At 70.0% G+C, this 21,603-nt stretch carries 17 protein-coding genes; 11 read left to right on the top strand and 6 right to left on the bottom strand.

Going from position 1 to position 21,603, the window contains the following annotated elements; all coding sequences use genetic code 11:
- On the bottom strand, nucleotides 1-1,044 hold a 1,044-nt coding region (locus QK444_RS11375; RefSeq protein ID WP_282779573.1), incomplete at its 3' end, for a ThiF family adenylyltransferase.
- Entirely contained in the window at nucleotides 1,041-2,477 is a 1,437-nt protein-coding gene (locus tag QK444_RS11380; protein ID WP_282779575.1) for a phenylacetate--CoA ligase family protein, read from the bottom strand. The genes QK444_RS11375 and QK444_RS11380, both read right to left, overlap by 4 nt.
- A 159-nt stretch (nucleotides 2,478-2,636) precedes the next feature.
- On the opposite strand from QK444_RS11380, the gene QK444_RS11385 reads away from it, so the two are divergent.
- On the top strand, nucleotides 2,637-6,407 hold the full coding sequence (locus tag QK444_RS11385; RefSeq protein ID WP_282779577.1) for a hypothetical protein: 3,771 nt from the start codon (nucleotides 2,637-2,639) through the stop codon (nucleotides 6,405-6,407).
- A gap of 208 nt (nucleotides 6,408-6,615) precedes the next feature.
- On the opposite strand, the gene QK444_RS11390 is transcribed toward QK444_RS11385, so the two are convergent.
- Nucleotides 6,616-7,554, bottom strand: coding sequence for an alpha/beta hydrolase (locus tag QK444_RS11390; protein ID WP_282779578.1), 939 nt, complete (start codon nucleotides 7,552-7,554; stop codon nucleotides 6,616-6,618).
- A 63-nt stretch (nucleotides 7,555-7,617) separates the two neighbouring features.
- Here QK444_RS11390 and QK444_RS11395 point away from each other — a divergent pair, with 63 nt between their 5' ends.
- Together QK444_RS11395 and QK444_RS11400 are read left to right on the top strand one after the other, a co-directional pair.
- Nucleotides 7,618-8,358: an AraC family transcriptional regulator gene (locus tag QK444_RS11395; protein ID WP_282779579.1), complete on the top strand. Its 741-nt coding sequence runs from the start codon at nucleotides 7,618-7,620 to the stop codon at nucleotides 8,356-8,358.
- A 484-nt stretch (nucleotides 8,359-8,842) separates the two neighbouring features.
- Nucleotides 8,843-10,201 carry a lipase family protein gene (locus QK444_RS11400; protein ID WP_282779581.1) on the top strand — a complete coding sequence of 453 codons (1,359 nt, stop codon included), beginning with the start codon at nucleotides 8,843-8,845 and terminating at the stop codon, nucleotides 10,199-10,201.
- 2 nt (nucleotides 10,202-10,203) lie between these two features.
- Here QK444_RS11400 and QK444_RS11405 read toward each other — a convergent pair whose 3' ends face one another.
- Nucleotides 10,204-11,445, bottom strand: a complete 1,242-nt coding sequence (locus tag QK444_RS11405; protein ID WP_282779582.1) for a serine hydrolase domain-containing protein — start codon at nucleotides 11,443-11,445, stop codon at nucleotides 10,204-10,206.
- A 441-nt stretch (nucleotides 11,446-11,886) separates the two neighbouring features.
- Here QK444_RS11405 and QK444_RS11410 point away from each other — a divergent pair, with 441 nt between their 5' ends.
- A complete protein-coding gene (locus QK444_RS11410) occupies nucleotides 11,887-13,665 on the top strand; it encodes a cutinase family protein (RefSeq protein ID WP_282779596.1) in 1,779 nt (592 codons plus the stop codon).
- On the opposite strand, the gene QK444_RS11415 is transcribed toward QK444_RS11410, so the two are convergent.
- Entirely contained in the window at nucleotides 13,662-13,958 is a 297-nt protein-coding gene (locus QK444_RS11415) for a hypothetical protein (RefSeq protein ID WP_282779583.1), read from the bottom strand. The two genes, QK444_RS11410 and QK444_RS11415, sit on opposite strands and share 4 nt — an antisense overlap.
- A gap of 140 nt (nucleotides 13,959-14,098) precedes the next feature.
- On the opposite strand from QK444_RS11415, the gene QK444_RS11420 reads away from it, so the two are divergent.
- Together QK444_RS11420 and QK444_RS11425 are read left to right on the top strand one after the other, a co-directional pair.
- Complete coding sequence (locus QK444_RS11420) at nucleotides 14,099-14,572, top strand: MarR family transcriptional regulator (RefSeq protein ID WP_039811768.1); 474 nt, start codon at nucleotides 14,099-14,101, stop codon at nucleotides 14,570-14,572.
- On the top strand, nucleotides 14,569-14,946 hold the full coding sequence (locus QK444_RS11425) for a DUF5313 family protein (RefSeq protein WP_282779585.1): 378 nt from the start codon (nucleotides 14,569-14,571) through the stop codon (nucleotides 14,944-14,946). Before QK444_RS11420 ends, QK444_RS11425 begins: the two co-directional genes overlap by 4 nt.
- Nucleotides 14,947-14,956: 10 nt before the next feature.
- On the opposite strand, the gene QK444_RS11430 is transcribed toward QK444_RS11425, so the two are convergent.
- Nucleotides 14,957-15,715 (bottom strand): amidohydrolase family protein, encoded by a 759-nt coding sequence (locus QK444_RS11430; protein ID WP_282779598.1) that lies wholly within the window; start codon nucleotides 15,713-15,715, stop codon nucleotides 14,957-14,959.
- A 254-nt stretch (nucleotides 15,716-15,969) separates the two neighbouring features.
- On the opposite strand from QK444_RS11430, the gene QK444_RS11435 reads away from it, so the two are divergent.
- The 5 genes from QK444_RS11435 to QK444_RS11455 all read left to right on the top strand — a co-directional run.
- Nucleotides 15,970-16,902 (top strand): LysR substrate-binding domain-containing protein, encoded by a 933-nt coding sequence (locus tag QK444_RS11435; protein ID WP_282779586.1) that lies wholly within the window; start codon nucleotides 15,970-15,972, stop codon nucleotides 16,900-16,902.
- An 87-nt stretch (nucleotides 16,903-16,989) separates the two neighbouring features.
- Nucleotides 16,990-18,651, top strand: a complete 1,662-nt coding sequence (locus QK444_RS11440; protein ID WP_282779588.1) for an AMP-dependent synthetase/ligase — start codon at nucleotides 16,990-16,992, stop codon at nucleotides 18,649-18,651.
- Nucleotides 18,652-18,791: 140 nt separating this feature from the next.
- Complete coding sequence (locus QK444_RS11445; protein ID WP_282779590.1) at nucleotides 18,792-20,045, top strand: NAD(P)/FAD-dependent oxidoreductase; 1,254 nt, start codon at nucleotides 18,792-18,794, stop codon at nucleotides 20,043-20,045.
- Nucleotides 20,042-20,641, top strand: a complete 600-nt coding sequence (locus QK444_RS11450) for an SGNH/GDSL hydrolase family protein (RefSeq protein ID WP_282779592.1) — start codon at nucleotides 20,042-20,044, stop codon at nucleotides 20,639-20,641. Before QK444_RS11445 ends, QK444_RS11450 begins: the two co-directional genes overlap by 4 nt.
- Before the next feature lie 33 nt (nucleotides 20,642-20,674).
- A partial coding sequence (locus QK444_RS11455; protein ID WP_282779594.1) for a beta-ketoacyl synthase N-terminal-like domain-containing protein occupies nucleotides 20,675-21,603 on the top strand: 929 nt, incomplete at its 3' end.

A 21,603-nucleotide genomic window follows, 5' to 3' on the forward strand; every position in this document is an offset into this window, starting at 1 on the left:
CCGGCACCCCCCCGACCGCCCCCCCGGCGTCCGCGCCCCCCCGCATTGCGCGCCCGGCCCGGCGGCGGCCGCCAGCGCACCCGCCACGCCCACCGCGGTCCCCAATTGCGGCCAGGTGGGCAGGGTCCGGCCCACCTCGGTCAGCGAGGCGCGGGTGCGCGGTGAGACAGCGGCACCGACGATGGCGTGCACCATCTCCAGCCTGCGGGCCGGGTCGGTCAGCGCCGCCCGATCCGCGGTGAGATCACCCGCCCGCCCGCCGAACAGCGGCGCGTCCGGCTCCAGGTCGTAGCGTTCCACGTCCAGGAAGGCGCCGTCCCCGTGATCGGTCGCCATGACCACCGGAATGCGCGCGGCGCGCGCCCGCACCCGGATATCGACCTTCATGGGGAGGTCGTCCATCTCCTCGACGACCACCGCCAGCCGTCCGGCTCCGCGGCCGAGGAAGGCCGCCGCGTCGCGGGCACGGTACCCGTTCGAGAAGGTCGTGAACTCGGTGTAGGGGTCGATCTCCCAGGTGCGCCGTTGGGCCAGCAGGAGTTTCGGCTCCCCGAGGTCGCAGACCGACGCGGGCAACCGGTTCAGGTTCGTCGGCCCCAGGGTGTCGTGCTCGGCCAGCCGGAAGCGCCGCGCCCCGGTGAGCGAGCACGCCGTGAGCACGGACGCGCCGACGCTGAGCCCGGCGATGCCGATCGGCGCCGACGACCAGAGCCGCTGTTCGGCGGCGGTGATGAGCCACCGGTTGCGCGCGGTGCGCAGGCGGTGGAAATGCTCGTCGTCCGGTAGCCGGACCAGCACGCGACGCCACGGATAGACCACGTAGCGGCTGATCTCGTCGAGCGATCCGGCCGCCTGCGCCATGGCCGCCAGGGCCGCGAAGTCGTCGGCGCCCCCGTTGCGGCGGACCGCCAGACGCGGATGCCGGATGGCGAGGAGTTCGGGCAGTGCGCTGGTCCAGCCGTCGACGTATCGGTAACCGGACGCCGTGGCGCGCAAAGCCGTGATGCGGGCGTAATCGCGTGCGGGGTGCAGGATCTCGATCATGAGCGGGTGTCCGTCCACTGGTGTTTGACACCGGGTCCGAATCCGGCGGAGCCGAAATCGTGCACGGTGATGAGGGGTTCGGCGGCCGCGCCGAGCGTCCGGTGGAGGCGGCGGTACTCGTCGTTGGTCCGGTCCAGCGTCTCGATCACCCGCTGCCGCAACCGATCTCGGAAGCCCGGGTAGGGGACGGATCCCGATCGCAATTCGACGCGCAGTGCCAGGGTCTGGGTGAACTGTTCGTCGCACAGCACCGAGAGCACGAACTTTCCGCTCGCGACATCCACGATCTCGGCGTGTTCCAGTGCGGCGCGGATATTCTCGGGGTAGATCTGCAAACCGTAGAAGGCCGCGGCGATATCGGTGCGGCGATGCAGGGCCAGATATCCGCAGGACGCGGTGGACGGGCGCACGGGTATCCGGTGCCCGTGCTCGCGCAGCGCCTCGGCCAGCGTGTCGGCCGACAGGACGCGCCCCTGATCGTTGATCCGATAGCGCACCAGCGGAATCGAGCTGTCGGAGGTGAACAGGAAGTACCCGTCGGGGTCCACCTCGGTGAAGCGGTACCCGGCGTCGTACTCGACGAAGGTGGGCTGAATCGGGTCGCCGCCGAACAGTTCCCGCCCCAGGGCCGCGTCGGCGCGGGCGGCGCGGCGAACCGCGATCGTGGTGGGCGTCTCGTGACCCATGATGCCCGCGTCGGCGGTGCCGTAGACGAGGCAGATCTCGGTCGGCCGGTCGGTTTTGCCGATCCGGTCCAGCATGTGGTCCCGCCACCGCTCGGTGATCGCCTCACCGGCCAGCAGCAGCCGGATATCGTGGCGCAGCACCGTTTCCGGGGCTCGGTCGAGCACATCCTTGACGAAGGGCGGGTAGCCGGCGAGCACCACCTGCTCGTAGTGCGGTCCGAGCCGCTCGATGTTCTTCAGGATGGTGTCCGGCTCGATACCGGGTGCGATGACCGATACCCGCAGTCCGCGTCGGCGCAGGGCGAGTGCGGCCGCGTAGGTGTAGGTTCCGCCGATCCAGTTTCCCATGGCGAAGCCGATCACCAGCAGGGTGGACCGGCGCGGCGATTCGAAGCAGTGGCGGAGGATCCTGGCGTACAGTTCGGCGCCCTCGTCCAGCGCCACCATATCGCGGGGCCAGTAGGTGGGGTGGCCGCTGGAACCCGAACTGCACGACCAGGTGCCCGCGCCGGTGATGTCGCCGTGCCACAGCAACCGGTCGATCGGATAGCGTTGCAGGTAGTCGGTTTTCGTGGTGGGCGGTACCGCGGCGAAGTCCTCGGGTGTGCGGACGTCGCTCGGGTCGATGCCGTGCTCGGTGAGAAATTCGGCGTACGCGGGCACATGTCGCGCGGTGCGCTGGAACAGATCGAGCGCACGAGCGAAGCCGGGTTCGGCCTCGACGGGGGTGCAGATGGGGGCGGACACGATCGCTGCTCCTTCCCTGGTCGGCCGAAACCTGTGGCGGCGGCCGTATTCGGATGTGTCGCGACGATCGTCCGACGGGTCCGGCAACGGCTGAAAGAACTCGATACAAGGTCCATACGGCTCCTGCGGGCCCGGCGGTGCGCTCGCTAGGGTCGGGCCATGTCCAGCGCGGCCGGTCGGGGCCCGGACCTGAGTCGAGTGTCGACACGGGAGGAATTCGCCGCCGCCCTCACCGCTTTGCGCAGGTCGGCGGGTTTGACGGTGCGGCAGGTGGTGGAGCGCTCGGGTGCGTTGCACGGCACCGTCAGCGGCTGGTTCGCCGGGCAGCATCTGCCCACCGAAGCGAACGAGCGGATGTTTCGCGATGTACTCGGTTGCTGCGGAGTGCCGGTGGCGGAACAGGATTCGTGGCTGGCCGCGCTGCGGCGGGTACGCCCGACCACGGGGCGTCGGCGCGAGGCGGGCGAGCTGCCCTACCGCGGCCTGGCCGCCTTCGCCGCCGAGGACGCCGCATGGTTCTTCGGGCGAGCCGACGCCACCGCCGAACTCTTTCAGCGGGTCGAAGCCCTGCGCACCGGTTCGGAACCCGCACGGGTCCTCATTGTCGTCGGCGCTTCCGGGTCGGGTAAGTCCTCGCTGCTGCGCGCGGGCCTGGTCCCCCTGCTGTGCCGGCACGGCCGCTCCGTGGCGGTGCTGCGGCCGGGAACGCGTCCGGCCGCGGCGCTGGCGGCGGCACCGACGGTCGACGTCCTGATCGTCGACCAGTTCGAGGAGGCGTGGACACAGTGCCAGGACCTCGAGCAGCGGCGCGAATTCTTCGATGCCATCACCGGGTCGCGGACCGGGTGCGTGTACGTGCTCGGCCTGCGCGCCGACTTCTACCGGCAGGTGGCCGAGGAGGCCGAACTGCTCGACGCGCTCGCCGCCCACGCGATGCTGGTGCGGCCGTTGACCTCCGCGGCCCTGCGCGAGGTGATCGTCGAACCCGCGCGCAAGGCGAAATGGACGGTGGAGGAAGAGTTGGTACACCTGCTGCTGGTGGAACTGGCTCCGCACGGTTCGGCCGCCGCTCACGATGTGGGCGCGTTGCCGCTGCTGTCGCACGCCCTGCTGGAGACGTGGCGGCACAGCACCCGGCGGCGCATGACCGTCGCCGACTACCTGGCCACCGGAGGTATCGGGGGTGCTGTCCAGCAGAGTGCCGAAGCGGTGTACACCACGCTCACCGACCGGCAGCGCGAACTCGCCAGGCGCGCCTTCCTGCGGCTGGTCAGCGTGGAGGAGGAGCTGTCCACGCGCCGCCGGGTGCAGCACGGGGAGTTGTTCTTCGACACCGAATCGGTGGCCGATGTCGAGACGGTGATCGAACGGTTCGCCGCGCATCGGCTGCTCACCGTGGACGAGGACACCATCGAGATCTCCCACGAGGCCCTCATCGGCGGCTGGCGGCGGCTCACCGACTGGATCAATACCGACCGCACCGGATTACTGGTGCACCGCAGGCTGACCCAGGCCACCCGGACCTGGCTGGACGCCGACCGCGAGCCCGGAGCGCTGCTCGGCACCGGGCGACTCGCGCTCATGCGGGAGTGGGCCGAGACCGACGACCACGACACCGCGTTGAACCGGGACGAGCGAGAGTATCTGCGCGCCAGCATCGCCCATCAGGAAGAACTGGTGGCGAGCGAACGACGGCGCACCCGGATACTGCGCCGGTTGGTGGCGGGGCTGGCGCTGGCGTTGGTCGTCGCCATGGTGCTGGCGGGTGTTGCCCTGATCGCCAGATCGACGGCGAATCGGGCGCGCGACGAGGCCAGATCGCGTCAGATCGCGGTGCAGTCGGCCACGCTGCGAGCGAAGGATCCGGCCCTCGCCGCCCAGCTCGCGCTGGCGGCCTACCGGGTGCATCCGACCCTCGAGGCGCGCTCGGCGGTGCTGGACGCGAGCGCCACCCACACACCGGTGCGGCTGCTGGGGGCACCGGGCGGGGCGCTCATCGCCGCCGATGCCACGGGCGAGGTGTTCGCGGTGGGCCGTCAGGACCGGTCGGTAATGCTGTACGAGCGGATGTCACGAACTCCGCTGCGGTCGCTGGCCGCTGTGTCGATCGGGTCGGAGGGTGCGACGCGGCTGGACGCGCTGGCGGTGGACCGCGCGGGTCGCCGGCTGGCGGCGGCGACCGACCGTGGCATCCACCTGTGGGATATCGCCGATCGCGACGCGCCCGCACCGCTGGCCGTGCTGGGCGCGACCGCGGTGCCGGTCAAGAATCTGGCGTTCAGTCCCGACGGCGCGGAGCTGGCCGGGGGTGGGCTCGTCACGAACGACGTGCACCGGTGGACTGTTTCGGACCCCGCGCGCCCCGTCGCGCGGCCGCCGTTGGTGTTTCCCACGGAGGGTTCGGTGGTGGCCTACAGTCCCGACGGTCTGCTACTCGCCGCGGGCGGAGCGGGTGCGGCACTGCGGATCTGGGATCGGCGGCGCGACGGCCCGACGCCGGTGCACGACAGCGGGCCGGACGGCAGCACCGACGATTTCACCGCGCTGAGCTTCCATCCGACCGGGACGGTGCTGGCCGCGGGCGGGCGCGGCCGGGATGTACGACGCTGGTCGGTGGCCGATCCGGCGCGGCCGGTGGGGCTGCCCACCCTCACCGGATTCACCAGCTATGTCAACGATCTCGCCTACAGTCCGGACGGCGATCGGCTGGCGGCGACGAGTTCGGACAATACGACCCGGATCTGGGCGACGGACGGTGATCTGCTCGAGGACACGCTGCCGAATCCGGTGATCGTGGTGTCGGTCGTGTTCGTCGGAGACGGCACCGGGATCGTCACCGGCGGGATCGACGGTGCGGCCCGGGTGTGGCCGCTGCCCGGCCCGGTACTGCGCGGTGCGCGGTCGGTGGTCTATCAGATGCCGATGGACCGCACCGGAACTCGGCTCCTGGTCGGCACCGGTGCGGCCGACAGCCATCCGCGCCTGTGGGATCTGAGCGAACCCGACGCACCCGTCGAGTACTCGACGCTGGGCGTCGGACCGGAGGAACAGACCACCGGTGCGGTCGCACTGGCCGCCGACGGGTCGGTGGCGGCGGTGGGGGCCCGCACCGGACGGGTCCACCTGTGGGATCTGGGTGATCCCCGGCAACCTCGGCACCGAGCCGAAATCCCCGGTGTGCGTGGGCTCGTCAGCGCGCTCGCCTTCGATCCGGACGCGACCCTGCTCGTCGTGGCGGGGCAGGACGAACGGACCGTCACGCTCTGGGACGTCGGCGATATCGCGCGGCCCGCGCCGCTCGGCACGCTGGACGTCGGGCCCGGTCTGCCCTCGATCGTCGCCATCGACCCGTCGGGCACCCTGCTGGCCGTCGCCACCTCGCACGAGTCGGTGCGGCTGTGGGATATCACCGACCGGCGTCGCCCGCGCGAAGTGCCGTCGCTCACCGGATTCGGCAATGACGTCGCCAGCGTCGCCTTCGGTCCGCGGGACGGACTGCTCGCGGCCGCCGGGGCCGATCGCACCGTCCGCCTGTTCGGCCTCGCCGACCCGGACGAGCCGCGGCGGCTGGCGGTGCTGCGCGGTCCGGCGGACGCGGTCATCACGCTCAACTTCAGCCCCGACGGCACCCGCGTCGCCGGAGGCGGTGGGGGCGGCGGCATCTGGGTGTGGGATATCACCGATCCGCGCGCACCGAGCCGGGCCGCGGTGCTGAACGGCTACGAGGGGCGGGTCAACGAGGTGGTGTACGGCCACGGCGGTGCGCTGCTGGCGGCGGGCGGACCCGCCATGACGGTGCAGCTGTGGGCGACCGATCCGGATCGGGTGGCGGCCGAACTGTGCGGCGGCGGAAATACTCCGCTCACCGCCGAGGAGTGGGAGCGGTACCTCCCCGGCGTCCCCGCGGAAGACCTCTGCACCGGCTCGTGACGGCACGCGGGTTTCGGCAAGATATTGCCCGAACCCGGACGTTCGTGGGCATGCTGTGCCCGTGGTGCCGGCACCCGTGGTCAACCGCTGCCGGTTCACCGAACGCGGCCCGGATTCCTGATTCAATATGGCTGCGTCCTAACTGGATTCGCCGCCGAAGACCAGCCACCGGGTATCGGAGGGGGGTATCCGGCGGCTGGTCGTCGATTCAGCGCCGCCCGGCGGGCACGGGGGCGCGGCAGGCGGCGACCATGATCTCGCGAGCCGCGCGGCCCTCCGGAGCGGGGAACAGGGCGTAATTGTGCGGGAGGTTCGGGGCCTCGTGATAGTCGATCGGCACGTGCGCCTCCGCCGCGCGGCGGGCGAGGGTGCGGGTGTCGGTGACGAAGATTTCGCGGGTACCGGCGAAGGCCGTGATCGGCGGGAGCCCCTCGAAGCGGCCGAACAGCGGACTGACCCGGGGGTCCTCGGGGGCGAGCCGGTCCGCGTAGCAGCGGCCGATCTCCGCCAGGCCGGGGCGCAGGTGCAGCGGATCGGTCGGCTCGATCTCCGCCTGGGCAGGGTCGGACATGGTCATATCGAGCCAGGGGGAGATCAGGACGAGGCGGGACGGCTGCGGGCCGCCCCGGTCGCGGAGGGCCTGCGCGGCCGCCAATGCCAGGCCGCCACCGGCCGAATTACCCATCGCCACGGTCGATCCCGTACCGCGCCGCTCGATGGTGCGGGCCAGGATGGCGGCGGTGGTGGGCACCATCTCGGCGGCGCGGCCGTGCGGGACCAGCGGATAGATCGGGACCACGCATTCGGCCGGAACGGCGGCGGCCAGCCGGGCCGCGAATTTCCAATGTGCGCCGACGATCTCGCGGAAGAAACCGCCGCCGTGCAGGAAGACCACCGAGACGTCGGTGGTGACGTCGTTCGGCGTGATGCGGTAGACGGGCCAGCCGTCGAGGTCCTCCCGGGTGACGGTGGCCCGCTTGCGCAGGGAGGCGGGCGGGCGCACCTCGGTGTCGCGCCGGTCGCGCTTCGCGATCTCCGCGTGCACCCCCTCCGGGGTGGCGAGCAGTTTCCGCTGGCCGCCCGCCCGCAACAGTGCGGTGACCGCTCGGGTCCGCCAACTGGGCTTCGCGTGTGGGTCGGTGGTCATGGCGCATCCCTCTGTCGTACTCGCCGACGCCGTCCGCGCCGGGTACCGATTAGCCTGGCCGATATGACCGGGGCCGCGCTTTCACAAACCTGCGCTGTCGCGCCCGTGGTGTGGATGCGGCCCCGGCACGCCGGATATCTCGGGCCGGATCTGGGCGTGGGCATGCATGCCACCGCCATCGCATGTCTGGGCCTGAGCCTGGACGGATCCTTCACGGTGGAGACCGAGGACTACGGGACGCTCGTCACCCGCAGCGTCTTCGTCCAGGCCCGGGTTCGGCATCGGATCGTCTCGGCGGGCCGGATCGCGCTGGTGTTCGCCGAGCCGGGCAGCGCCGTGATCGCCGGGCTGCGCGACGCCGTCGAGCCGCGCGCCCTCGATCCCGCCGCGGAGGCCGCCTGTGTCGCCGCCGCCCGCGCGGGCGTGCCGAGCCTGGACGCGCTGCTCTCCCAGCCTGATTCGCCGTCCGTGCTGGATCCGCGGATCGAGGCGGTCATGCGCGATATCCGAGCGGATCCGACCGCGCATCCGCGCGCCGATCGCGCGGCCGCCGATGCCGGCATGTCGGAGCACTACTTCCTGCGACTGTTCGCCGCACACACCGGAACCACCTTCCGCCGCTACCGGCAGTGGGCCAGGGTGCGAATCGTGCTGGCGGGCATGTCCGCCGGATACGACCTCACCCGCTGCGCCGCCGACGCCGGCTTCGCCTCCCCCTCCCACCTCAGCGAAACCATCCGCCGCACCTTCGGCGCCTCCCTGACCACCGCCCTCAACGCCCGGGTGACGCTGGATATCCGATGACATCGGCTGGTTCGTGATTGCCCGGTCGTTCATGGACGATCCGCTGACTGCGTGGTCGATTCCACGGCCTCGCCAGGTGACGGAATCGGCGATTCGGGTCTGGACATCGCATGTGCTCGAACCCCACTGGCATCTGCTCGCGATCGCGACGGCCCCGGAGGCACGCGGCCGTGGTTATGGCCGAGCTTTGATGGAATCCGGTCTGTATCGCTGTCCGTTGGATCGACTGCCCGGCCACCTGGAAACGTACCAGCCCGGACGCGCGACCGATGCGCGCTCGGCGCGCATCGGCCCCTAGAAATCCCCTATTCGGCGGGATTGCACGGCATTCGCGTCGCACCGCATCGCTTCGGCCGATCGGTGTCGATACCCGGTTGCTGTACGCAATGCCCTTGGGACTGTGCATGTTTCGGTCTACGGAGGCGTTCGGTGGTTGTTGCTACGGTCCGGGAGCAATCGCCGGACGAAATGAGGAGGGGCGGCCATGAGCGTCGATATCACCAACTCCGCGGAGGCAACCGCATCGGAGGTCGTGCCGCTGCGCGCGACCGTCGAGGCCGACGCCATCGCGAGTGACACGACCGGCGAGGGGCCGCTGCCACCCTTGGACGACCCCTTCTACCTGCCGCCGCCGGATCTGGCGGCGCTCGCCCCGGGCACCGTCATCCGGTCCCGCGAGGTGGAGCTCGGACTGCTGGGCGTGGTGCCGCAGCGGATCGCGGCATGGCAGCTGCTGTATCGCACCACCTCCGTGCACGGCACGCCGGAAGCGGTGGTGACCACGGTCCTGCTTCCCGAGCACGCCGAGCCGGGGGAGCGGCGGCCGCTGGTGTCGTATCAGTGCGCCATCGACGCCGTGGTGGCGAAGGGGCTGCCGTCCTACAACCTGCGGCAGGGCGCGCGGGCCTTCGGCTCGGTGCCGCAGCTCGAGCTGTTCCTGTTCGCGAACGCGCTGGCGCGCGGGTGGGTGCTGTCGGTGCCCGATCACGTCGGCACGGACGGACATTTCGGGGTGCCCCGGGAACCCGGCTACCGCATTCTGGACGGGATTCGCGCGGCGCTCTCCTTCGAACCGCTCGGTCTGACCGCACGGACACCGGTGGCGCTGTGGGGCTATTCGGGCGGCGGGCTGGCCACCACGTGGGCGGCGGAAATGGCGGGTGAGTACGCGCCGGAGCTCGATATCGTCGGGGCGTCGGCGGGTTCTCCGGTCGGTGATCCGCGCAGTGTCTTCGCCCGGCTCAACGGCACGGTGTACGCGGGGCTCATCGTGCTGGTGCTGTCCGCGCTCTGCCGTGCCTACCCGGATCTGCGCGCCGCCGTGCGCTCGCACTTCGACGGTCCGTTCCACGAGTTGATCGCCCACGCCGAGTCGAGCACCATCCTGCCCATCGTCTTCCGCAGCCTGCGCCGCGATCTCGACCGGCACAGCGCGGTGACGATCGCCGAGCTGATCACCCGGCCCGAATTCGAGGCCATCTTCGAGGCGCTGCGCCCGGTCACCTCGGCACCGGCGTTTCCCATGCTGGTGGTGCAGGCCACCAATGACGCCGTCGTGGCCGTGGAGGATATGGACGAGCAGGTGTGGCGTTACCGGGCGGCGGGGGCGTCGGTGCAGTACGTGCGCGACCGGCTCAGCGGGCATGTGACACTCGCCGTCATCGCGGCGCCGCTGGTGACGGAGTGGCTGGCCGATCGGCTGGCGGGCAAACCACTGCCGCCCTCGGCTCCGAAAACTGTGTGGTCACTGGCTTTTTCGAGCGGCGCGCTGGCGGGCTACCGGCGGCTGCTCGGTGTCGCCGGGCGGGTGCTGACCGGACGCCCGCTCAGCGACGGGCAGTAGCGTCACGCCACGTGGGTGGCCGCGTCGGCGGCCGCCGCGGTGGCCACGCTGCCGCGGGCTCCCGCCAGGATCGTGGGAATCAGCCAGGCCAGCAGGGTCATATCCGCGGAGACCCAGCCGACGGACATGCGATTGTGCACGAAGCCGATGGAGATGCCCGAGGCCGGATCCGCCCAGCCGCCGGATCCGAACGCACCGAGGTGGCCGTATCCGCGCGGGGCCCGCGGGGACGGGAAGATGTGGTAGCCGAGATGCCAACACGGCACGATGAGGGTGCGATCCGGTTGAATGGTCTGCACGATCTCGAGGGTGCGCACGGTCTCGGGCGACAGGTAGCGCTCCCCGTCGACCATGCCGTCGCAGGCGAGGGCGCTGTACATCTTGGCGAGCCCGTCGGCGGTGCAGACGGCATTGCCCGCGGGCAGCTGTGTGGTCAGAATCGGCGGCTCCTCGCCGGCGAACGCGGCTTCCAGGCCCGGGAAGTAGATCGACCGCAGCGGGGCGCGGAAGGGGCCGGGCAGGCGGGCGGCCAGGCTGACGGTGGGGCGCGCATATGCGCTCTCGCACAGCGCTTTCGCCGAGCCGACCAGATCCGCGGTGACGGTGGGCGCGTCGGCGGGCGGTCGGCCGAGGTGGATGCCGTCCACGCCGAGCGGCTCGGCGACCTCGGTGCGGTACAACTCCGCCATGGACAGGCCCGTGACGGCGCGGGCCACTCCGGCCAGCATCCAGCCCTGGGTGAGCGCGTGGTAGATCGGCTTGCCGCGCAAGCGATCCGGTGCGGCCGCAGCCAGTCGTCGTTCCATGAGCTCGTGGTCGAGGATCTCCTCCCAGGTGTTCGCCGGGAGCGCGGACAGTCCGGACCGGTGTGTCATCACGTCACGAATGGTGATGTCGCCCTTGCCGTTCGCGCCGAACTCGGGCCAGTACTCGGCGATCGGGGCGTGATAGTCGATGAGCCCTCGATCGGCCAGCCGGTGCATGACGGTGGCGGTGACGCCCTTCGACGCCGAGTACACCATCGCGCCGGTGTCGCGGGTCCACGGTGTCCCCGCGGCGTCGGCCGAACCCGCCCAGATGTTCAGCACCGGCGCACCGCGGTGGTACACGGCGAGCCCCGCGCCGTTGCCTCGCTTGCCCGCGAACATTCGTGCGAAAAGCCTTGCGACGGAGGCATACCCGGCGGCGGCGCGGCCTTCGACTCCGGCGGGGAGTTCGACCTCGGATCGGAGATGTGCGTCCATGTGTCAACGGTAGCGGCAATACCACACGATGGACAAGGATTGTCTGAGACAGTTATCGTCTCGAGCTCTACGGCGGGGCCGCGCGGTCAGGCGAGCGTGCGTCCGGTCGCGGCGAGCGTCTCGTCCAGAATGCGCACGGCCTTCGGCCCGACGCCGTGCAGAGCCGACAGCCAGGCGCGGCGCACCCAGTACCTCCTCGGCGTCGGACGGGGTCAGGAGGCCATGGCTTCACCATGGCATGCGGGGTGCCGCCGGGCGCGCGGTCGCCACACGGGCATATCGAATCACTGTGACCTGAACCACATTCGATGCGCCGCGGAATTGCGGTCGGTTAGCGATCCGTAACGTTCCCGTGCCCCGCGACGACGTCTCCGGTGACATACGGCCCGTCCGGGGAGGGCCTTCCGTGTGCTCATCGGTACTGGAATGGGGATCAAGGGCATGGCCTTCGGTGATTTCTTCGTGCGGCACCGCACCGCGTCCGCGGCCGCGGCGCTGACGACATTGGGTGTGGCGGCCGCCGCCGCGGTGATCTGGGCTCCGGAATCGGAGCAGCCCGTGGTGGATACACAGCTCAGGTCGTCGGTGACCGAATGCCACGACATGGTGACCATTTCGGTGGCCGGTCGTGGCGACACCCCGAAGGAGGGCACTACCGCGCTGCTGGTGGACGCCAACGGGAACCCGTTGCCCGCCGCGCTGTCGGGTGACCACAAGAGCGAATGGCTCGACCCGGTGGTCAACGCGCCGTCCGATGATGTCGGGCAGGGCTCGTACGCCGCCGTGTACATCGCGTATCCGGCGAATATGGCCACCTACGAGGACGCCGTCAACACCGGTGTGGCCAATACCGAACAGGTGATGGGCGAGATCTCGGCGGCCTGCCCGGACACCAAATTCTCCATCGTGGGCTACAGCGAGGGCGCCGACGTGGTGCGCCGCGTCGCCATGAAGATCGGCAACGAGGAGTCCGGCGTGAATCCGGACGATGTGCTCGGCGTGGTCATCCTCGCCGACTCCGGACGGCAGGCGGGTGAGGGCCCGTTCATCGGCGCCGAGGATCCGTTCAGCAATCCCGACGGATTCGACCGCAAGTACCAGAACGGCGCCAACCCGATCTCCGGGCAGGGCGCGCTACCGGGAACCAGCGGTGATTTCGGCAAACTCAACGGCAAGATCGCCTCGTTCTGCTCCGAGGGCGACCTGACCTGCGCCGCACCGCAGAACATCTCGCTGCTGCAACTGGTGGTCAATGTCGGTCGGCAGGTCAATGCCGATCAGCTCGAACGTGAGGGGCTCACCCCCGCGACCGGACAGGATGTCGCGGTGGTGCTCGGCCGCATCGCCATGACCGCCTTCTCCGATATCGCCGCGCAGCCGAACTGGATGGCCAGCGACGAAACCTTCCTGGAAGTGCTGCTGCGGGTGTCGGACCCGGCCTACAAGCCGGGTGAGCACCGGGCGCCCGCGCAGGCGGAGAACGTCGCCGCCGAGGGCCTCTCGCCGCTGGCCTATCTGCCGCAGAAGATCTTCAACGAGATCGTCGGTCTGATCGTGACCAATCAGAACACCATCCCGGTGATCCTCAGCGATCCGTACAACCTGACGCTCGGCCCCAACGGCAGCGGACACCACTTCGACTACTGGCGCGACGCCAAGCCCGAGGACGGCAAGGAGCTGACCTCCGCCGAGTACGCGGCGGCGTGGCTGACCGAACTGGCCAAGAAGGCGCAGGCGGGTGAGCCGGTCGAGCGGAAGGCCGAGCCGCTGCCCGCGGTGCAGGGGTACACCAACTCGGTGCAGGCGGCGGCGAGCAAGACGACGTCGACGACGAAGGCTACGAGTGCCACCACCGGTACGACGGTGTCGAAGAGTGGGGTGACGTCATCGACGACGGCTCCGTCCACGACACCGGCCGAGTCGTCCACGACCTCGCCCGAGTCCACCACGACTACGCCGGAGTCCACTACGACTGCGCCCGAGTCGACCACGACCTCGCCCGAATCGTCCACGACCTCGCCGGAGTCGTCCACCACCGCGCCGTCTACGTCGGTCGCGCCGTCGACCACCGCGACCACGTCGGCCGAGTCGACCACCGCGAACGCGCCGATCGCGAAGGAGTCGGAGGTTCCGACGACCGTGCCGTCGTCCACGACCACCGCGCCGTCGTCGTCCACGACCACGACCACGACCACGCCGAGTGTGACGCCGACGCCCTAGGCCTCGCGGTTCTGGTTATCGAAACCCGGTGTTCGCGCACCGGGTTTCGCTTGTGTGCGGGCGGGCACGTCTGTGGTGATGAACGCATGGTGGACCCGATCGCCGATCGACACGGTGAGCTGGCCCACGACCTGCTGGTCACCCTGCCCGGCGTGGGTGACGTCGCGCAGGTACGGAACCCTCGCGGCCGCACCGGACAACGCGCGCGCGGCATTGCGGACGGGCGCGGCGGTGCTGGTGTATCCCGGCGGTGACTGGGAGGTGATGCGGCCCACGGCGGAGTCGGACCGCATCGACTTCGCGGGCCGCACGGGTTTCGCACCGGCGTCATGCAGCGCGGACTCTCCGCGCTCGCCGACGAGCGGGAGCTGCCGGTGCTGGGCTGACGGACATTAGTTTGTGCATTAACTATTAGCGCGTTAAGCTCACGGCCGTGAGTGGACGCGACGCACCGGACGATCCCCTGCGCCTCGATCGGCAGGTGTGTTTCGCGCTGGCGGTCGCCAACCGCTCCGTGCTCGCGGTGTACCGGCCGCTGCTGGAACCGCTGGGGCTCACCCACCCGCAGTATCTGGTGATGCTGGCGCTGTGGGGTGAGTCGCCGATGTCGGTGAAGGCCATCGCCGAGGCCATCGAACTGGATTCGGCCACTCTCTCGCCGCTGCTGAAACGGCTCGAGACGGCCGGATTGATCACCCGCCGCCGCGATCGCCGCGACGAGCGGACGCTGCTGGTCGACCTGACCGAGCGGGGGCGGGCCATGCGGCGCGAGGCGGAGCGGATTCCGCCCGCCGTGGTGGAGCGACTGGGGGTGAGCCTGGCGGATCTCGAACAGTTGCGCGACGTGCTCACCCGCGTGAACAAGGCCGCGCGGCGAGCGGCACCGATGCACAGGGAGAACATGTGAGCGCCGGCAAGCCGAATCTCGTTCAACGCGTGCGCTATATCTGCGGTGCGACGCTGCCGCCCGATATGCGGGACTGGGTGCTCGCGGATCTGACCGGCCCGGGCGCGGCGCGCCGCTACCTGCTGCGCTTTCTGATCCCGGTGCTGCCGGTGCTCTGCCTGTTCCTGCTGGTGCCGGGGCCGCTGTGGATCGGCCTGTCCATGATGGCGCTGCTGTACCTGCCGCTGGTGTACTTCACCATCGCGCTCATGTACGTGTACCGCCGCCACCGGCTGCTCAAGCACGGCCTGGACCCGGAGCTCGCCGATATCGGCGAACGCCAGCGCCAGGCCGCCGAGCGCGCGGCCTACGAGGCACGACACGGGCGCGGCTGACCCGCGCGGTCTACTCCGGCAGTCCGAACACCCGTCGGGCATTGCCGGACAGGAACAGCTCCCGGGCCTCCGCGTCGAGGCCGAGGTCGTCGAGCCCGGCCAGGGCGTGCTCGGGGGTGATCATCGGGAAGTTGGTCCCGAACAGTACCTTCCGGCGGCCGTGTCCGCGCAGGTACCGCACCAGCTCCTCGGGGTAGCGGCGCACCGTGTAGGCGGAGGTGTCGATGTACACGTTCGGGTACTTGGTGGCCAGCGCGATCATCTCGGTGGTCCACGGATAGCCGATATGCCCGCCCACGATGGTGAGTTCGGGAAACTCCAGCGCCACCTCGTCGAGATAGGGGATGGGGCGGCCGGTTTCGGAGGCGCGCAGCGGGCCGGTGTGCCCGACCTGCGTGCAGAACGGAATGCCCAGCTCCACGCAGGTGGCATAGAGCGGGTAGTAGCGGCGGTCGTTGGGCGGCAGCCCCCACAGCCACGGCACTACACGCAGCGCCCGCAGACCCAGCTCGGTGACCGCCCGGCGCAGTTCCCGCACCGCGGCCATGGGCCGCCGCAGATCCACCGAGGCGACGCCGAGCAGACGGCCCTGCGACGCCGCCGCGAATTCGGCCACCTCGTCATTGGAGACCAGCACACCCTCCGGTGCGTACCAGGCGCTGATCAGAGCAATGTCCACGCTACCGGCCGCCATGGCGGCGACGGTCGCCGACACCGGCAGTGGTTCGGTCGGCAGCGGGGCGCCCCAGCGCCGCAGTGAATCGAACATGTCGTGCTGGATGAGTCGTGGTGTGGGGTGCTGCGCCCACACGTCGATGATCGCCACCGTGGTTCTCCTCGCCTTTCCGCAGGTGTAGCGGCTGTTCGCCGGTACGCGCCCGCACTTCCTCACTAGCACAGAGGTTCTCGCTACAAGTGAGATTCACTGTTCGGCAAGCCGGATGGCGGTGTCTGTGCGGCCGTGATTCATCGGCTGTTACCTGCTCCGGCTACCGTGACGGGTACTCGGAAGGAGTCGGCGTCATGGAATTCCGACATCTCGTTTCGTTCATCACGATCGCCGAAGAGTTGCACTTCGGCCGCGCGGCGCAGCGCCTGCATCTGACCCAGCCAAGTCTCAGCGCCCAGCTGCAGAAGCTGGAGAAATCCCTCGGAGTCCAACTGGTGGCCCGCAACTCGCACGAGGTGCGGCTCACCGCGGCGGGGCGGGAGTTCGAACTCCAGGCCCGCCAGATCGTCGCCCAACTCGATCGGGCCGCGCAGGTGGCGAAGGCGACCGCCGAGGGCCGCGCGGGCACCCTCGCCATCGGCTACAACCTGCCCGCCAGCCGACACGTGCTGCCGGACGCGCTGACCCGAATGACCGAACGGCACCCCGATATCGTGGTGTCGCTGTGGGAGAAGCGCACCGGACCGCAGCTGGCGGCACTGGCGGACGGTTCGCTCGACCTCGCCCTCGTCTACGGCCACCCGTCCACCGCCGAATTCCGGTATCGGCGGCTGCTGCACCGGGTGCCGCTGGTGGCGGTGGTGGGCCGTCGGCACCGCTGGGCCGACCGGCCGAGTGTGCCGTTCGCCGAACTCCAGGGGCAGGAGTGCGTGCTCTTCGCCCGCGAACAGTGTCCCGCCATGTACGACTCCATCTTCCGGGCGGCCGCGCAGAATCGGATTTCGCTCACCGTCTCGCATACCGCCGACGATCCGGGCGCCACCGCCCATATGGTGTCGGTGCGCCCGTTCGTGGGCTTCGCCTCGCTGCCCCGGGCGATTTCGATGGGAATGGGTGCGCCCGGCAGTGCGTCGGTCGCGGTGAAATTGTCGGATCCGGTGCCGACCCTGGATCTGTACGCGGTATGGCGGGCCGCGGAAACCAATCCGGCGGTCGCGCTGTTTCTCGATTGCATGGAATCCGCGGAACCGGCACAGCTCGATGATGCCCAAGCGCTGTCGGCCTGAGCGGTTCGATAGGAGATGACACTCGCGCGGTAGGAACCGCGGTATCGACGGCGACGAGAATCATTGTCGCCGTGAAGAATTCAACTCGTGAACACAGTGTTCTTCACCCCGGACGGATTCGACCCACCCGATACCGCGAGTCTGTACACGATCGTCTCCGAGGCGGCGCGGCGCGATCCGGAACGGGATTCGCTGTGCGGCGCCGACGGCACCCCACTCACCTGCGCCGAACTCGACACCCGTGTGCGGGCACTGGCCTCCGCGCTGCTGGAGCGGGAGGTGGCGGCCGGTGACCGGTTGGCCGTGCTGGGCCGCACCGGGCTGGAGTGGGCGCTGCTCAACTGCGCGGCGCTGGCCGTCGGCGCGGTGGTGGTGCCGGTGTACCCGACCTCGTCACCCGCCCAGATCGAGCACATCCTGCGCGACAGCGGCAGTGCGCATTTCGCCGCCGAGACCGGCGCGGACGCCGACCGGCTGGCGGCCGCGGGCGCGGGGGAGGTGTGGACCTTCGACGACGTCGCGGTGTGGGCCAAGGGTGCGGCGAGCCCGGAACTGGATGCCCGGATCGAGCGGGTGCGCGCCGACGACCTCGCCATGATCGTCTACACCAGCGGCACCACCGGGCTGTCCAAGGGCTGCATGATCACCCACCGCAATATGACGGTGACGGCCGCGAACACGGTGCGCCAGACCGGCGGCATCTTCGACGGCACCACCGTGCTGGCGCTGCCGCTGTCCCATGTCTTCGGCCAGACCATCCTGTTCGCCTGCCTGTACGGCGGCAGCCGGACCCACCTGCTGCCGAGCGTGCCGGACCTGGTGCCGGCGCTGGCGCGGCTGCGGCCCACCTTCCTGGCCCTGATTCCCTACGCGTTGGAGAAGATTCGCAAGCACTGCCGGGCGCTGCTCACCGACGACGAGGAGCGTGCGGCGGTGGAGCGCGGAGTGCGGCTGCTCACCGCCGGTGGCGCGCCCGAACCGGTGGACCATCCGGTGGCGGACGCCTTCGGCGGACGGCTGCGCTACGTCATCTCCGGCGGCGCGTCCCTGGACGAGTCGACGGCCGGGTTCTACGCGGGCTTCGGCGTGGTGATCCTCAACTGCTACGGGCTGACCGAGGCGGCGACCGCGGTGACGGTGAGCGCGCCGGAGACCAATCGGCTCGGCACCGTGGGCCGCCCCATCCCGGGCACCGGCGTGGGCATCGCCGCCGACGGCGAGGTGCTGGTGAGCGGCCCGCACGTGTCGCCCGGCTACTGGGGCGCGGCGGCCGACCAGCGTCCCGTGGACGCCGATGGCTGGCTGCACACCGGCGATATCGGCGAACTCGACGACGGCTTCCTGCGCATCACCGGGCGCAAGAAGGAGATCCTGGTGACCTCCGGTGGGAAGAATGTCGCGCCGACGCCGCTGGAGGACCGGGTGCGGCTGCATCCGCTGGTGAGCAATTGCATGGTGGTGGGCGAGGGCAGGCCCTTCATCACCGCCTTGGTGACCTTGGACGCCCAGCGGGCCGAGCAGTGGCGCGCGGACCGTCCGGGACAGGATCCGGCCGCGGCCGTGCAGGAGGCCGTGGACGAGGCGAATTCACTGGTGTCCCGGGCCGAATCCATTCGGTCTTTCCGCATTGTCTCCGGTGATTTCACGGTGGACAACGGCCTGCTCACTTCGTCCCAGAAACTGCGCCGCGAGGCCATTTCGGCCGCATTCGCCGCCGATATCGATCAGCTGTATATGTCGCGCGGGTGACATCGCGCGAAATTCCGCCCACTTCCCGCCGACGATAGCCGGGACCGATCGGCCGATGAATTGCTTTGCCCCACAGTAGTTCCGCATGAATTCGGCCGCAGACTCGAATACGACATTCGACCACCGAAAGTGATGCGATCATGTACGACGTCATTGTTGTCGGAACTCGCGTGGCGGGTGCGCCACTGGCCATGCTGCTGGCGCGCCAGGGTTTCCGGGTGCTGGCCGTGGACCGGGCCACCTTCCCCAGCGACACCCCCTCCACCCACTACGTCCACCAGGCCGGGCTGAGTCTGCTGAAGACCTGGGGTCTGCTGGATCGGGTGACCGCGACCGGCTGCCCGCCCATCCGCCACCTGAACTTCACCTACACCGATATCGTCATCAACGGTATGGCCGATCCGTCGGCCGACGGCATCGACGCCGTGTACTGCCCGCGCCGCACGGTGCTGGACAAGGTCCTGGTCGACGCCGCCGGGGAGGCCGGGGCCGAACTGATCGAGGGCTTCACGGTCACCGGACTGCTGCGCGACGGCGACCGGGTCGCCGGCATCCGCGGCCGGGTGGGCGACGGCGCGGAGCGGGAGTTCCGTGCTCCGCTGGTGATCGGCGCGGACGGCGCGAACTCGATCGTGGCCAAGGAGGTCGGCGCACCGGTCTACGAGGGCTCCCCGGCCGCCTGCTTCATCTACTACTCGTACTACGAGGGCGTGGACTGGGGCATGCATCACCGCACCGGATTCGGTGAGCAGCAGTTCGCCGCCTGGCCCACCAATGACGAGCTGTCGCTGGTGGCGGTCATGCGCAAGCGCGACCGATTCCGGGAGTTCCGCACCGATCCGGACGCTGGCGTGCAGGAGATCGTCGAGCAGATCGACCCCGAGATCGGTGCGCGCCTGCGGGATTCGGGCCGCCGCGTGGAGCCCTTCCGGCCCATGCTGTACCCGGACAACTACCGCCGCCAGTCCTACGGGCCCGGTTGGGCGCTGGTCGGCGACGCCGGATACCACAAGGACCCGTTCACCGGCTGGGGCATCACCGACGCCTTCAAGTACGCGCAGCTGCTGGCCGACCTGGCCGGTGAGAGCCTGTCCGGCGACCGGCCTTTCGAGGAGACCATGCCGGAGTACCAGCGTGAGCGTGACGCTCAGAGCGCCAGCACCTATGAGCTGACCCAGAGCATCTCCGAGCTGACGCTGACTCCGTACTACGACTCGGTGTTCCGCGCCGCCAGCATGAGCCCGGACTACTCGAAGAAGTTCTTCGGCCTGATCGCGGGCCTGTACCCGCCGGACAAGTTCTTCGGTGAGCAGGAGCTGGCCGAACTGTACGAGCAGGTCGGGTTCCCCGAGCACGCGCGGCATGTGACCAATACGCCCGAGGCGGCGCTATGACCAGCCTGACCGCGGTCGGGGACAGTTTCGTGGAGGGACGTGGCGATCCGGCCGCGTCCGGGGGGTACCGGGGCTGGGTGGTTCGGCTCGGCGGGCAATTGGGACTGCGGCCCAGCATGATTCGCAACCTGGGTACGCACGGGGCCACCACCGGTGATGTGGTGCGCACCCAGCTGCCGTCGGCGGTGGCGTCCAACGCGCCGCTGTACGGGGTCGTGGTCGGCGTCAACGATCTCGTCAGTGATTACGACCCGGATCGTTTCGAGGACAATCTGGCCGAGATTCTGGGCACGCTGACGCGCGGCGGCGCCACGGTGTTCACCGCCGACTACCCGGATATTCCGGCGCGCCTGCCGGTTCCGGAGAGCTTCCGCGCACTGCTGCGCGAACGATTCCACGTCGCCAATGACGCGGTGCGACGGGTGGCCGCGGCGACCGGCACGCTGGTGTTGCCGATCGCCGAGGACGCCGAATGGGCCCGCCCGCAGGTGTGGACCGAGGACGGCCTGCACCCGAGCCCGCTGGGCCACCGCCTGTTCGCCGCCGGTGCGGCCGAACTCGTCGCATCGAGCACCGCCTCCATCGTCGCCGCCTGAGCGGCGGATCAGCCCCGGTTCGAGAGGAATACCGTGACGGACGACAGACGCCTGGCACACGACCCGATCGCCATTGTCGGGATGTCGGGCCTGCTGCCCAAGGCACGCAATCACCGTGAGTACTGGCAGAACATCATCGACGGCGTGGACTGCACCGAGGAGGTGCCGCCGTCGCGGTGGAGCCTGGACGACTACTACGACGCGGATCCGGCCGCCCCGGACAAAACCTATTCGCGCCGTGGCGCTTTCCTGCCCGATATCGACTTCGACCCGCTCGAGTTCGGGCTGCCGCCCAACCAGCTCGAGGTGACCAGCACCATGCAGACCCTCAGCCTGGGTGTGGCTCGGGATCTGCTCTCCGACGCCGGTGCGACCGGATCGCCGTGGTACGACCCGGCCCGGACGGGCGTGGTGCTCGGCACCACCGGGCCGGTCCCGCTCATGCATCCGCTGGCCGCGCGGCTGTCCACGCCGGTGTTGAAGGAGGCCGCGCGCTCGGTGGGGCTCACCGACCGGGACGCCGATGTCATCGCCGACCGATTCGTCGCGGCCTTCGCCCCCTGGGAGGAGAACTCGTTCCCGGGCCTGCTGGCCAATGTGGTCGCCGGGCGGGTCGCCAACCGCCTCGGCCTGGGCGGGATGAACTGCACCGTGGACGCCGCCTGCGCGGCCTCGCTGGCCGCCATCCGCACCGCCATCGCCGAGCTGCGCGACGGCCGGGCCGACATGATGATCACCGGCGGGGTGGACACCGAGAACACCATCTTCATCTACCTGTGCTTCTCCAAGGTGGGCGCGCTGTCGCCGAGCGGGCGGATCAGCCCGTTCGCGGCCGGGGCCGACGGCACCCTGCTGGGTGAGGGCATCACCATGCTGGCGCTGCGCCGCCTCGCCGACGCCCGGCGCGACGGCAATCGGATCTACGCGGTCATCCGCGGTCTCGGCTCCTCCAGCGACGGGCG

It is taken from the genome of Nocardia sp. CC201C (genome assembly GCF_030010695.1).
GTDB classification, from domain to species: domain Bacteria; phylum Actinomycetota; class Actinomycetes; order Mycobacteriales; family Mycobacteriaceae; genus Nocardia; species Nocardia otitidiscaviarum.